Raw genomic sequence first — 12,488 nt, 5'->3', positions numbered from 1 at the left:
CGCTGTCATCTGGTCCGCGTCGAAGCGGGGGTGCCAGCCGTCCGGGTGCTCCTCCAGGCCTCTTGCCCAGGCCTCGTGGCCGAGGAAGGTCTCGGCGGAGGACAGGGATTTGAAGGGGGTGGGCCAGGAGCGGAGCCAGGTGGAGATTTGGGAAGGGAGGTCTGGGGCTGGGCCCCCTGGGCCCGCTTCGATCAGGATCAGGGCCGCGACCAGGTCCGAGTGTGCCGCCGCGGTGAGGAGGGCCGTGTGGCCGCCCAGGGACTGGCCGATGAGGGTCGCGGGAGCCGGTCCGAGTTTCCTGATCAGTGTCGCCGCGTCCGCGACGCAGGCCGCTCGGGTCATCGTCGGTGGGCGGCGGGTGCTGGCGCCGTGGCCTCTCGCGTCGTACTCGATCACTGTGTGGCCGTCGCGGAGCAGGTATGCGCGCACGGCGTCCCACTCGCCCATGTGACCCGCCAGGCCGTGGAGGAGGAGAAGGGGTGGCCGGCCGGAGGGCGGTCCGGGTGGGGTGTGGACGCGGTAGGCGAGGTGCGTGCCGTCCGGCATGGTCAGAGAGGGCATGTCTCGGTTCCTCCGGTCGCTGATGTGGACTGTGGCGATTCTGTTGCCGGAGGTGTGGGTTCCGCCACTGCCGGGTGGCTGGTGGGCTGTTGGACTCCGTGGATGTTCTATATGAGCCTGCTGTTGCTCGTGGTGTGCGCTGTCGCCGTCGTCGGGTTTCTCGGGTACGGCGGGCAGACCTTCGCCGGCGGGCTGCGGCGGCAGAGCCTTCCGGAGGTGCTGCGCGGGGGTGCCGCGATCGCCGCGGCCGTCGCGGCCGGGGCGTACGGGTGGGGGCTGCTGGGGGTGTCCGGGGCCGTCATGCAGGCGCAGGACGGGGGGACCGGTTCCGCGCCGGTGCAGGCCTGTCGTACGCCCGGGCAGCAGGCGGACGGCCAGGTCACCGGCTATCACGTCGACTGGGTGCCGCTCGGGTTCGTGTGCGAGACGAGCGACGGGGGGAGTCACGGGAGTGGTGATGTGCCCGCGTACGTCAATCCCGTCGCCTTCGGGGCTGGGCTTGCCGCTGCCGGGGGTGCCGTCTGCTCCGCGTATGCCGTGGAGTTGCGGGCCCGGCAGCGGCAGCGCAATCGCTAGTTACGCCGCTCGCGTCAGTTCCGGTACGCCGAACAGCAGCGCGTAGCCCGGCGGGAGTTCGGACAGGATGCGGGCCACCAGGTCCTTGCCGATCAGGGGCGGCAGGACGCTGAGCACCGAGCTGACGTCCCAGCGGGCCGTCGCGGAGGTCGCGCCCTCGATGCGGGCGGCCACCGAGTCCACGAACTCCGCGGCGGTCAGGGGACGGGTCGCCGGGATCTGGGAGGCGATCACCCTGGCCGCCTCGGGGGGCAGGGCCCGGGCCAGGTCGACCCGTTCGTCTCCGGTGACGTGGCCGCCCAGCGCGGAGAGCACGATGCGGGTGACCCGCTCCGCTTCCGTCCTCGTGGGGTACTGGCCCGCGTCCCGCACCGCGTCGATCAACGCCGGCCAGCCGTCCGCGTCCAAGCCAGCGGGGTCCTGCGTCGTCGTCACGGTCGTCACGGTCATCGTTGCGTTTCTCCTCCCAGTTCGCTGTTCCTCGGTCCCCGGCGGTCAGCCGTCCAGCCGCTCAGTCACTCAGCCGCTCAGTCACTCAGCCACTCAGTTGCTTCCTGCCCCCGTCGCCGCCCGTGATCCGGATGCGGCGTGGCTTGGCCGCCTCGGCGACCGGGATGCGCAGGGTCAGCACTCCGGCGTCGTACGAGGCGTCGATGCGTTCGGCGTCGAGGGTGTCGCCGAGGAACAGCTGGCGGGTGAAGGTGCCCGTGGGTCGCTCGGCGACGAGCACTTCCGCGTCCTCCGGGGCCGGGAAGCGGCGCTCGGCGCGGATGGTGAGGACGTTGCGTTCGACGTCCAGCTCGATCGTCTCGGGGTCGACGCCGGGCAGGTCGAAGTGGACGACGAAGTCGTCGCCGGCCCGGTACGCGTCCATCGGCATCGCGACCGGCTGGGCGGGGGTGTTGAGGACCTGCTGCGCGAGGCGGTCGAGTTCGCGGAAGGGGTCGGTACGCATGAGCATCACAAGTCACTCCTCTCGGCAGGCGCTGTGTGTGTCGTCTGCGATGCCCTACGGCTTTTTATATAACTCCCGAGAGGAAACTTGACAAGCCCCGGCTCAGGTTCGGGTTCGGCCGCCATCCCCGAGCTATGGTCGGGGCCATGGCAGACATTCCCAGCTCCCTCGTCGCCGCGAGCGGTCTCGTCGGCGGTTACGGCGTCGCCCGCTGGACCGGGAAGCGGCCGCTCGGCGGAGCCGTACTGGCCGTCGCGGGCGCCGCGGCGGCCCGGCGGTGGCGGCAGCGGGCCGGCGGGAAGGCCGCCGGCGCCCTGACGGCCGCGTACGTCGCCGCCTTCGCCGGGTCCCACCCGCTGGCCAAGAAGGTGGGCGCCTGGCCCGCCGTGTTCGGGGTGGCCGGCGCCGTCGCCCTCGCCTCCTGGGCCGTCGCCGACCGGCAGACGGACCGCTGAGGGCCTCCCCTCACACCGTGTCCGTTCGGAACGCCCTCCGGTAGCCCTGCGGGCTCGTCCCCACCACCCGTCGGAAACGTTCCCGGAAGGCCGTCGGGGAGCCGAAGCCGGCCTGCGCCGCGATCCGTTCCACCGGGTAGGCCGTCGTCTCCAGCAGGTACTGCGCCCTGCGCACCCGCGCCCGGTGCAGCCACTGCAACGGCGTCGTGCCGGTCTGCTCGCGGAACCGGCGGTTCAGGGTCCTGGTGCTCATGCCCGCCCGCGCCGCGATGTCCTCCAGGGTCAGCGCCTTGTCGCAGTGGTCGTCCAGCCAGCGCAGCAGTGGCTCGAACGTCGCCCCGGACGGCGCCGGCGGGCGGTCGTGGACGATGAACTGGGCCTGGCCGCCCTCCCGTTCCAGCGGCATCACGGACATCCGGGCGGCGTGCGCGGCGACCGCCGAGCCGTGGTCCTTGCGGATCATGTGCAGGCACATGTCCAGCGCCGCCGCCGCGCCCGCCGAGGTCAGGAACTGGCCGTTGTCGACGTAGAGGACGTTCGGGTCGACGGTCACCTTCGGGTAGCGCGCCGCGAGGTCCGGCGCCGCGATCCAGTGCGTGGTCGCGCGCAGCCCGTCCAGCAGGCCTGTCGCGGCGAACAGGTACGCCCCGACGCAGACGGACGCGATCCGCGTGCCCCGCGCCGCCGCCACGCGCAGTGCCTCCGTGACGCCCGGCGGCAGCGGGTCGGGCGGTTCCTCCACGCCGGGCAGGATGATCGTGTCCGCCTCGGCCAGCGCGTCCAGCCCGTACGGCGCCCGCACCGTGAACGCGCCCGCGCCGACCTCCTCCCGGTCCGAGCAGACCCGCACCCGGTACGCCTCCCGGCCGTCCGGCAGCCGCGCCCAGCCGAACGCGTCGATCGGGGCGGACAGGTCGAAGGGGATCACCCGGTCCAGGGCCAGTACGGCGACGGTGTGCATGGCGAGAGCGTAGGGGTACGACGGGAAGTCGCCAACCAGAAGCCGGCCGGGTCTGCCCCGGACAGCCCTCGCCCAGCCCTCCCCGATCCCCCCTGATCCCTCCCCAGCTCCGCGCCCGCCTCCGCCCGCACCGCTGGCGAGAATCCGTCGAACCCTGGCACTATCGCCACTTCTGCAAGATCCCCGGCTCCGCCTACCGTCACCGGCGTGACCAAGTTCCTCCTCACCGTCCACGTCCTCGCCGCGATCGTCGCGATCGGGCCCGTCACCGTCGCGGCGAGCATGTTCCCGCCCGCCGCACGGCGGGCCATGGCCGCACCCGGTGACGCGCGCGCCACCGAGACCGTGCGCCTGCTGCACCGCATCTGCCGGGTCTATGCCACCGTCGGCGTCGTCGTGCCGGTCTTCGGCTTCGCCACCGCGAGCAGCATGGGGGTGCTCGGCGACGCCTGGCTGATCGTGTCGATCGCGCTGACCGCGCTCGCCGCGCTGGTCCTCGTCGCCCTGGTGCTGCCCCGGCAGAGCGCGCTGCTGGAGGGGAGCGGCGGGTCCAGGGAGGCGACCGTGCGGCTCGCCATGTTCACCGGGATGTTCAACCTGCTGTGGGCGGCCGTCACCGTGCTGATGATCGTCCGGCCCGGGTCCACCACCGGGGCATAGCCGAGGCGGGCCCGCCGCGGCGCGTAGCCGAGGCGAACCCACCGCCGCGGGAGCCGGGACTACGGCGTCACCGTCCCAGGAACCGGGGCTAGGGCGTCACCGTCCCGGGAGCCGGGGCTACGGCGTCGCCGTCCCGGTCCGTACCGAGGACGCCCCGGCCGCCCCCGTCTTCTCCACCGCCTCCGACAGCGGTCGCGCGATGTCCTCCAGCGAGCGGCGTTCCGCCTTCACCGCGAGGAACGCCGCGACCAGCCCGGCCGCGCACATCAGCCCGGCGCCGATCTGGAAGGCGAGGACGGTGTCGCCGACCACGCCGGACTCGGTCAGGTCGGCGAAGAGCAGCGGGCCGCTGATGCCGCCCGCGGCGGTGCCGAGGGCGTAGAAGAAGGCGATGGCCATCGCGCGGGTCTCCATCGGGAAGATCTCGGAGACCGTGAGGTACGCGCTGGAGGCGCCCGCGGAGGCGAAGAACAGCACCACGCACCAGCAGGCCGTCATCGTGGTGGCGGTCAGCGAGCCACGGTCGAAGAGCCACGCGGTGCCGAACAGCAGCAGGCCGGAGATCACATAGGTGCTGGAGATCATGATGCGGCGGCCGACGGTGTCGAAGAGCTTGCCGAGCAGGAGCGGGCCGAGGAAGTTGCCGGCCGCGATGACGGCGAAGTAGTAGCCGGTGTGGCCGGTCGGCACGTCGAAGAAGGTGATGAGGATGGTGCCGAAGCCGAAGGTGATGGCGTTGTAGAGGAACGCCTGCCCGATGAAGAGGGACAGTCCGAGGACCGCGCGGCGCGGGTACGTGCCGAAGACGGTCCTGGCGATCAGGCCGAAGCCGATGCTCTTGCGCTGATGGATGGTGATCTCACCGGCGGGCGGCGGCAGCTGCTCACCCTTCTCCTGTTCGATCTCTCGTTCGACGGAGGAGACCAGCTGCTCGGCCTGCTCGCCCTGGCCGTGGATGAACTGCCATCGCGGGCTCTCCGGGACGTGCCGCCGGACCAGCAGGATGACCAGGCCCAGGACGACGCCGAGGGCGAAGCTGAGCCGCCAGCCGAGGTCCTTGGGGAAGATCGTGGTGTCCAGCATCACGATGGACAGCAGCGAGCCGCCGATCGCGCCCAGCCAGTAGCTGCCGTTGATGATCAGATCGACGCGGCCCCGGTACTGCGACGGGATCAGCTCGTCGATCGCGGAGTTGATGGCCGCGTACTCGCCACCGATGCCGAAGCCGGTGAGGAAGCGGAAGAGGAAGAACCACCAGGTCTCGAAGGACAGCGCGGTCAGCGCGGTCGCCGCCAGATAGACGACCAGCGTCGCCATGAACAGCTTCTTGCGGCCGTAGCGGTCGGTCAGCCAGCCGAAGAACAGCGCGCCCGCGCAGGCGCCCGCCACATACAGCGCGGCCGCCAGGCCGGTGACCTGGGCGGCCGAGATGTCGAGGCCGCTGCCTTCCTCGGCGATGCGGCCGGCGACATTGCCGACGATCGTCACTTCCAGGCCGTCCAGGATCCAGACGGTGCCGAGGCCGATGACGATCATCCAGTGCCAGCGCGACCAGGGAAGTCTGTCCAGGCGGGCGGGGACGGCGGTGGTGACGGTACCGACGGACACGGGCTCCTCCTCGTCGAGACAGCCGACCGAAGGCGGCACTGCCGAAAAGGACGTGGCAGCCCCGGCCGGGTGCCCCGTCAACCCCGCCTTTACGCCTGGTCAGGCCCCGCCCACACCGTCGGCCTACGCCCCCAGCACGCGCGACACCGTGTAGATCAGCAGCCCCGCCAGGGAGCCCACCACCGTGCCGTTGATGCGGATGAACTGCAGGTCACGGCCGATGTGCGCCTCGATCTTCCTCGTCGTGTGCTCGGCGTCCCAGCCCGCCACGGTGTCGGTGATGAGGGAGGTGATCTCCTTGCGGTAGGTGGTCACCACGTGCACCGCCGCGCCCTCCACCCAGCCGTCGACCTTGTCCTGCGTCTTCGGGTCCACCGCCAGCCGGGCGCCGAGCGACAGCAGGGAGGCCCGCACCCGCAGCCGCAGCTCGCTGCGCTCGTCCTCCGCCGCGGAGACGATCATCGACCGTACGGCCGTCCAGGCGGAGGCGATCAGGTCCTGGACCTCGCCCCGGCCGAGCACCTCGCCCTTCAGCCGCTCCACCCGGCCCCGGGTGTCGGTGTCGGACTGGAGGTCGGTGGCGAAGTCGGTGAGGAAGCGGTCGAGGGCGCCGCGGGCCGGGTGGGAGGGCATGTCCCGCATCTCGGCGCAGAAGCGCAGCAGCTCCTTGTAGACCCGCTCTCCCACCTTGCGGTCCACGAACCGCGGGGTCCAGCCGGGGGCGCCGCCCTGGACGGCGTCCATCACATCGCCGCCGTGCAGCACCAGCCAGTCGTGCGCCCGGGTCACCATCAGGTCGACGGCCCGTTTGTGGCCGCCGTCGGCGACGACCTTCTCCAGCATCTTGCCGAGGCCGGGCGCGATCTCCTGGGCCTCGGCGCGCCGGGTGATCGCCTCGCCGACCACCGCCTGCACGTCGGAGTCGCGCAGCACGGTCAGCGCGCCGCGCAGGGCGGTGGCCAGCTCGGCGGTGACCCGGTCGGCGTTGGCGGGTTCGGCGAGCCAGACGCCGAGTCTGCTGCCGATGCCGACGGCGCGCAGCCGCTGCCGTACGACGTCCTCGGAGAGGAAGTTCTCGCCGACGAACTCACCGAGGGAGACGCCCAGCTGGTCCTTCTTGTTCGGGATGATCGCGGTGTGCGGGATGGGCAGGCCGAGGGGGTGGCGGAAGAGGGCGGTGACGGCGAACCAGTCGGCGAGCGCGCCGACCATGCCGGCCTCGGCGGCGGCGGCGACATAGCCCGCCCAGGCGCCGGCGCCCTGGTGGGCGGCGATCTCGGCGAGGACGTAGACCACTGCGACGAACAGCAGCAGGCCGGTCGCGGTGAGTTTCATGCGGCGCACCCCGCGCCGTTTCTCCTCGTCGGCGGCGCTGAAGGTGGTCATGGCGCGGGCGGCGGAGGCAGGGACGCGGGTGGCGGCCGCCCGGCCCTCGCGGCCCGCTCGATCCGGCGCCTCGTCCGGTTGCCTGTCCGGTTTCCCATCCGGTTCCGTAAGATCCATCCACTCCACCCGTTCCCGATGCCCCGCTATGACATTGTCCCTTCCTGACCGACTCCCGGAACGGAACGAGAGTTCCCGGCGTCTGTCCGGCCGGGGAAGTCCCAGGGTTGGACCAGGAGGTGGTCCAGGGGTGGACACCCCCGACCCCCAGGGGGTCCTGTGCGCCTCCTCTCCGCCGCATGACGCATCATGAAGTGATCACACCGGGGCCTCCGGGGCTCCGCGCGCCCGAGGAGACCCACACCCGCATGACCAGGCGTCACGGTTATGCCCTGCTCGCCGCGATCTGCGCCCTGATCGTGGCCCTTTCCGCCGCCCTATACGCCGGTGTCTCGGCCGGCGACGGCAGCGCCCGCCGGGCCGCCACCGCGGGCAACCGCCCGGGCAGCTCCGCCGCACCCGCCTCCACCGGCACCTGGGTCGGTACCTGGTCGGCGTCCCCGGCGGCGGCCGAGCCCGGCACGGAGACCACGGGCCTGGCCGACCGCTCGGTGCGCAACGTCGTCCACACCAGTGTCGGGGGGACGAGTGCCCGTATCACGCTGTCCAATCTCTACGGCCGGCGCCCGCTGCGCGTCACCCACGCCTCGATCGCCCTGGCCGCCGCCGACGGCAGCGCGGCGGCCGTGCCGGAGACGATGCGGCGGCTGACGTTCGCCGGTGCCACCGCCGTCGCCGTCCCGGCCGGCGGCCAGGTGACGAGCGACGCGGTGCGCCTCGCGGTCCCGCACGACAGCGACGTCCTGGTCACCACCTACTCCCCCGCTTCCGCCGGCCCGGTCACCTGCCATCCGCGCGCCCGGCAGATCTCCTTCGCCGCCCGGGGCGACCGCACCGAGGACGTGACCGGCGCGGCGTACACCGAGGAGGTCGGGCACTGGCGCTACCTCACCGCGCTGGACGTGCTGAGCAACGAGTCCGACGGCACCGTCGTCGCCCTCGGCGACTCCCTCACCGACGGAGCCGGGTCCACCGAGGGCGCCAACCGCCGCTGGCCGGACGTCCTGTCCGGGCGGATCCGCGACGCCGTGGCCAGCGGGCGGGACGTACCGCGCTACGGCGTGGTCAACCAGGGCATCAGCGGCAACCGCGTGCTCCACGACGGCCCGGGCCGCCCCGCCGACAACCCCAGCGGGCTCGACCGCTTCGCCCGCGACGTCCTCGGCCGCGCGAACGTCAAGGTCGTCGTCATCGACCTCGGCGTCAACGACATCCTGCGCAGCCGGCGGCTCGCCGACCCCGACCGGATCCTCGACGGCCTGCGCACCCTGGTCCGCCAGGCGCACGCCCGCGGCATCAAGGTCGTCGGCGCCACCCTGATGCCGTTCTACGGCCACCGCGGCTACACGGACGAGCGGGAGGGCGTACGCCGGGAGATCAACGCGGAGATCCGCTCCGGCTCGGTCTTCGACGCCGTCGCCGACTTCGACGAGGCCCTGCGCGACCCCTACGACCCCCGCCGCCTGCGCGCCGACTACGACTCGGGCGACCACCTGCACCCGAGCGACCGGGGCTACGAGCGGATGGCGCACGCGATCGACCTGGACGACCTGAAGGGCGCGGCACCGGCCCGGCTGTAGCGGACGCCGCACCGCCCCCCGGGCCTCCCGGCGGGGCGCGGGCCTCCCGGCCGTGCGGGTCCCGCCCGCGGAGGTCCCGCCCCGTCCGGCCGTCCCACCCGTGCGGGTACCGACCACCTCAGGCCGTCCCACCGGGGCCCAGTCGTCCCCGCCCGCGCGAGGCCCAGCCGCCCTCACCGCGCCGGCGAACTCAGCTGCCCAGCCCGGGCTCCGTCATCCCCGGCCGCGCACGTCGCGCCGACGGACTCAGTCCTTCCGGCCGTGCGGATCGCGCCAGTGCAGCTCATGACCGTGGGGGTTCCGCTCCGGCTTGCCCTGGCGCCGCTCCCCCTTCAGCCGCCTGCGCTCGGCCCGGGTCGGCTTGCGCTCCACCCCGACGCCGCCCCAGAAGGCGAACCCGGAGACGATCACCCGGGGGGCGCCGGGTTCACCCGGCACGCCCTCCTCGCGCTGGTCGAAGCCGCCCATGACCCCGATACCGCGCACCACGACCTCGACGCCGGGCGGCACGACGACGTTCACCCCACCCATGATCGCCACGCAGTTGATCCGTACCTCGCCCGCCACGAAGTCCGCCTCCCGCAGGTCGACCTCCCCGCCGCCCCAGAAGGCGAAGCAGTCGAACCGCCGCGGCACGGTCCAGCGCCCCCTGCGCTGGAACCCCGACATCACGGCCACGGCCCGCGCCGACGACCCCTCGCCGCCGACGATCCGCCCGGCCCAGCTCCCGGCCGTGGACGGGTCCTTCGTCATCGGCACGGCGGGCCCGGTGCCGTACGCGACCGGCAGGTCACGGGTGATCGGCGCGAGTTCCCCGTAGGTCCGCGCCTGGTACGTCGCGTCGAGCCGCTCCTCGAATTCCGTCATGTCGAGCCGCCCTTCCGCGAGGGCGTCCCGCAGGACCTCGGCGACTCGTTCACGATCGGCGTCGGAGGCGCGCAGCTCCGGAGCATCGTCGGTCATACCCAGCAGCCTACGGACTCCCCGCGCCGCGCACTACGCGGTTGCCCGCTCCTCGTACATCCGGGCGATCACGGCCTCGATGTCGGGCTCCCGCACCGACAGGTCGACCAGCGGATACTCCGCCGCGATGCGCGCCACCAGCGGCGCCGCCGACTGCGCGGCCGGGAAGGCGAGCCACTGCCGGGGCCCCTCCACCCGCACCACCCGGGCCGGGGCCGGGGCGTCGATCGGCGGCAGCTCCCGCTCCAGGTCCACGACCAGGGTCCGCTCGCTCTCCCCCGCCTCGTGCAGCCCGGCCAGCGGGCCGTCGTACATCAGCCGCCCGTGGTCGATGACCATCACCCGCGAGCACAGCTGCTCGATGTCCTGGAGGTCGTGCGTGGTCAGCAGCACGGTGGTGCCGCGCTCGGCGTTCAAGTCCCGCAGGAAGCCGCGCACTCGGGCCTTGGAGACCACGTCGAGGCCGATGGTCGGCTCGTCCAGGTACAGCACCTCGGGGTCGTGCAGCAGCGCCGCCGCGATGTCACCGCGCATCCGCTGGCCGAGGGAGAGCTGGCGCACGGGCACGTCCAGCAGGGCGTCCAGTTCGAGAAGTTCGACGCACCGGTCGAGGTTGGCGCGGTACCGGGCGTCGGGGATGCGGTACATGCGGTGCATCAGCCGGTACGAGTCGATCAGCGGCAGGTCCCACCACAGCGTCGTCCGCTGCCCGAACACCACCCCGATCCGGTGCGCGAGCCTCGACCGTTCGCGGGACGGGTCGATGCCGGCGACCCGCAGCCGGCCGCCGCTCGGCGTCAGGATCCCCGTCAGCATCTTGATCGTCGTCGACTTGCCGGCGCCGTTCGGCCCGATGTACCCGACCATCTCACCGCGCGGCACGGTGAACGAGATCGAGTCGACGGCCCGCACCTGCCGCCGCTCCCGCTTGAGGAAGCCGGTCTTCCTGCGCACGTCGAAGACCTTCTCGACGCGGTCCACCTCGATGAAGGCACTGTCCATTGGAACCCTCAGCTCCTCAGTTCCCCGTGCTCCGATACGTCCGCAGCCCCGCCCGCCACGCGAGTCCCGCCAGCGCCCCGCACGCCACCGCCACCAGCGGCGGCGTGAACGCCACCCACTGCGGCAGCCCCAGCGGATACGGCCGGTCCAGGATGTACGCGGCGGGCAGCCAGTTCACGAAGGCCAGCGGCAGGACGAAGGTCACCCCGCGCACCAGCTCCTTGCCGAAGATCGTCGGCGGGTACTGCAGCAGCGTGGTGCCGCCGTACGTGAACGCGTTCTGCGCCTCCGACGCGTCCTGCGCGACGAACTGGAACGCCGCCCCCGCCACGAACACCGCGCCGAAGATCCCCGCCCCGCTGACCAGCGTCACCGGCATCAGCAGCAGTTTCGGCACGGTCCAGTCGATGTCCACCGTCCACAGGGCGTACGTCAGCACCAGCGCGCCCTGGGTGACCCGGCCCAGGCGGCGCAGCCCGAACCGGTCCGCGGCGACCTGGGCGAGCACCGGCGCCGGCCGCACCAGCAGGGTGTCGAGGGTGCCGTCGCGCAGCCGGCGGCCCAGCCGGTCCATCGAGCCGATCGCCAGGTCGGCCAGGCCGAAGGAGACGCTGGACAGGCCGTACAGGAAGGCGACCTCGGGCAGCGCGTAGCCGCCGAGCGCGTCGACCCGGGAGAACATCAGCAGGATCGCCACGAAGTCCAGCGCGGTCGCCGCGAAGTTGCCGAAGGTGGTCATCGCGAAGGACGCGCGGTACGCCATCGTGGAGCGGATCCACATGGCGGTGATCATCCGGTAAGCGCGCACGCCGTCGGCCAGCCGGTTCTCCCCCAAGCGGCGCTCAGCCACCCTGCACCACCACCCGCCGCGTCGCCGCCGACTGCACCAGCCGTCCGGCCGCCAGCAGCCCCACCGCCCACGCCGCCTGGAAGGCGAACGTCGGCAGCGCGTCGGCCTTCCCCAGCAGCACGTCGGCGGGCGCCTGGAGCAGCGACGACCAGGGCAGCGCCCGTACGGCCTCCCCCAGCCCGCCCGGGAAGACGTTCAGCGGCAGCAGCATCCCCGAGCAGAAGAACCCGGCAAGCCACGCCATCTGCGCCACGCCCGTGCCGTCCATCAGCCAGAACGCGCTCAGCGCCACCAGGTAGCGGATGCCGAAGCTGACCACCGTCCCCAGCACCACGGCCACCAGGAACGCCGCCCAGACCAGCGGCTCGGAGGGCAGCTCCACCTCGAAGAACACCGCCCCGAAGGCGAACGGCACCACACCGCGCCCCAGCAGCTGGAACGCGGCCCGGCCCAGGTCCGCGGCGAGCCACCACAGCTGGAGATCGGCCGGCCGGTACAGGTCGATCGCGACATCACCGGTACGGATGCGCTCCATCAGCTCGTCCTCGAACCCACCGCCCCCGATCGCGGCGGCCGCCAGCAGCGCCTGGCCCAACCACACATAGGTCACCGCCTGTGCCTGGTCGTACCCGCCGAGCTGCGGTCTCTCCTCCCACAGCGCGAGGTAGGTATGGACGAGAATCAGCCCGAAGACGGTATTCGCGAACACCCCCGCGGCCGTGGCCGCCCGGTACGTCGCGTACCGTCGGAAACCCCCCGCAGCGACGGCCGCGTACAACCGTCCCGCACCCACACCAACCGCCTCCCCGGGCCC

General features: G+C 72.6%; 14 protein-coding genes. 4 read left to right on the top strand and 10 right to left on the bottom strand.

Annotated features, from left to right (window positions below; translation table 11 throughout):
- On the bottom strand, positions 1 to 561 hold a 561-nt coding region (locus VE614_RS33005), incomplete at its 3' end, for an alpha/beta hydrolase (RefSeq protein ID WP_324945857.1).
- Positions 562 to 663: 102 nt separating this feature from the next.
- Between VE614_RS33005 and VE614_RS33000 the strand changes: the two genes are divergently transcribed.
- Positions 664 to 1,137 carry a hypothetical protein gene (locus VE614_RS33000; protein WP_324945854.1) on the top strand — a complete coding sequence of 158 codons (474 nt, stop codon included), beginning with the start codon at positions 664 to 666 and terminating at the stop codon, positions 1,135 to 1,137.
- On the opposite strand, the gene VE614_RS32995 is transcribed toward VE614_RS33000, so the two are convergent.
- On the bottom strand, positions 1,138 to 1,587 hold the full coding sequence (locus tag VE614_RS32995; protein ID WP_324945851.1) for a DUF2267 domain-containing protein: 450 nt from the start codon (positions 1,585 to 1,587) through the stop codon (positions 1,138 to 1,140).
- Positions 1,588 to 1,672: 85 nt separating this feature from the next.
- Positions 1,673 to 2,098, bottom strand: coding sequence for an Hsp20/alpha crystallin family protein (locus VE614_RS32990; protein WP_324945848.1), 426 nt, complete (start codon positions 2,096 to 2,098; stop codon positions 1,673 to 1,675).
- 140 nt (positions 2,099 to 2,238) lie between these two features.
- Here VE614_RS32990 and VE614_RS32985 point away from each other — a divergent pair, with 140 nt between their 5' ends.
- A complete protein-coding gene (locus tag VE614_RS32985; RefSeq protein ID WP_324945845.1) occupies positions 2,239 to 2,547 on the top strand; it encodes a hypothetical protein in 309 nt (102 codons plus the stop codon).
- A 10-nt stretch (positions 2,548 to 2,557) separates the two neighbouring features.
- Here VE614_RS32985 and VE614_RS32980 read toward each other — a convergent pair whose 3' ends face one another.
- Positions 2,558 to 3,508: a GlxA family transcriptional regulator gene (locus VE614_RS32980; RefSeq protein ID WP_324945842.1), complete on the bottom strand. Its 951-nt coding sequence runs from the start codon at positions 3,506 to 3,508 to the stop codon at positions 2,558 to 2,560.
- A 207-nt stretch (positions 3,509 to 3,715) separates the two neighbouring features.
- Here VE614_RS32980 and VE614_RS32975 point away from each other — a divergent pair, with 207 nt between their 5' ends.
- Complete coding sequence (locus VE614_RS32975; RefSeq protein ID WP_324945838.1) at positions 3,716 to 4,168, top strand: hypothetical protein; 453 nt, start codon at positions 3,716 to 3,718, stop codon at positions 4,166 to 4,168.
- Between the two features lie 117 nt (positions 4,169 to 4,285).
- On the opposite strand, the gene VE614_RS32970 is transcribed toward VE614_RS32975, so the two are convergent.
- Both VE614_RS32970 and VE614_RS32965 read right to left on the bottom strand, forming a co-directional pair.
- On the bottom strand, positions 4,286 to 5,776 hold the full coding sequence (locus VE614_RS32970; protein WP_324945835.1) for an MFS transporter: 1,491 nt from the start codon (positions 5,774 to 5,776) through the stop codon (positions 4,286 to 4,288).
- Positions 5,777 to 5,899: 123 nt separating this feature from the next.
- Positions 5,900 to 7,162, bottom strand: coding sequence for a DUF445 domain-containing protein (locus tag VE614_RS32965; protein ID WP_324945832.1), 1,263 nt, complete (start codon positions 7,160 to 7,162; stop codon positions 5,900 to 5,902).
- A gap of 365 nt (positions 7,163 to 7,527) precedes the next feature.
- On the opposite strand from VE614_RS32965, the gene VE614_RS32960 reads away from it, so the two are divergent.
- Positions 7,528 to 8,859 (top strand): SGNH/GDSL hydrolase family protein, encoded by a 1,332-nt coding sequence (locus VE614_RS32960; RefSeq protein ID WP_324945829.1) that lies wholly within the window; start codon positions 7,528 to 7,530, stop codon positions 8,857 to 8,859.
- A 246-nt stretch (positions 8,860 to 9,105) separates the two neighbouring features.
- Here the strand turns inward: VE614_RS32960 and VE614_RS32955 are convergent, their stop codons facing one another.
- Genes VE614_RS32955 through VE614_RS32940 form a run of 4 tightly spaced genes read right to left on the bottom strand, consistent with a single transcriptional unit; the run spans position 9,106 to position 12,467 of the window.
- Positions 9,106 to 9,822: a DUF1707 domain-containing protein gene (locus VE614_RS32955; RefSeq protein ID WP_324945826.1), complete on the bottom strand. Its 717-nt coding sequence runs from the start codon at positions 9,820 to 9,822 to the stop codon at positions 9,106 to 9,108.
- A gap of 33 nt (positions 9,823 to 9,855) precedes the next feature.
- Positions 9,856 to 10,824: an ABC transporter ATP-binding protein gene (locus VE614_RS32950; RefSeq protein WP_324945823.1), complete on the bottom strand. Its 969-nt coding sequence runs from the start codon at positions 10,822 to 10,824 to the stop codon at positions 9,856 to 9,858.
- 16 nt (positions 10,825 to 10,840) lie between these two features.
- A complete protein-coding gene (locus VE614_RS32945) occupies positions 10,841 to 11,617 on the bottom strand; it encodes an ABC transporter permease (protein ID WP_324945861.1) in 777 nt (258 codons plus the stop codon).
- Positions 11,618 to 11,666: 49 nt separating this feature from the next.
- Entirely contained in the window at positions 11,667 to 12,467 is an 801-nt protein-coding gene (locus VE614_RS32940; protein ID WP_324945820.1) for an ABC transporter permease, read from the bottom strand.
- Positions 12,468 to 12,488 lie beyond the last annotated feature (21 nt).

The organism is Streptomyces sp., assembly GCF_035645055.1.
Lineage (GTDB): Bacteria > Actinomycetota > Actinomycetes > Streptomycetales > Streptomycetaceae > Streptomyces.
Note: the sequence above shows the minus strand (reverse complement) of the source record. Positions and strands in the feature narration are given on the sequence as shown.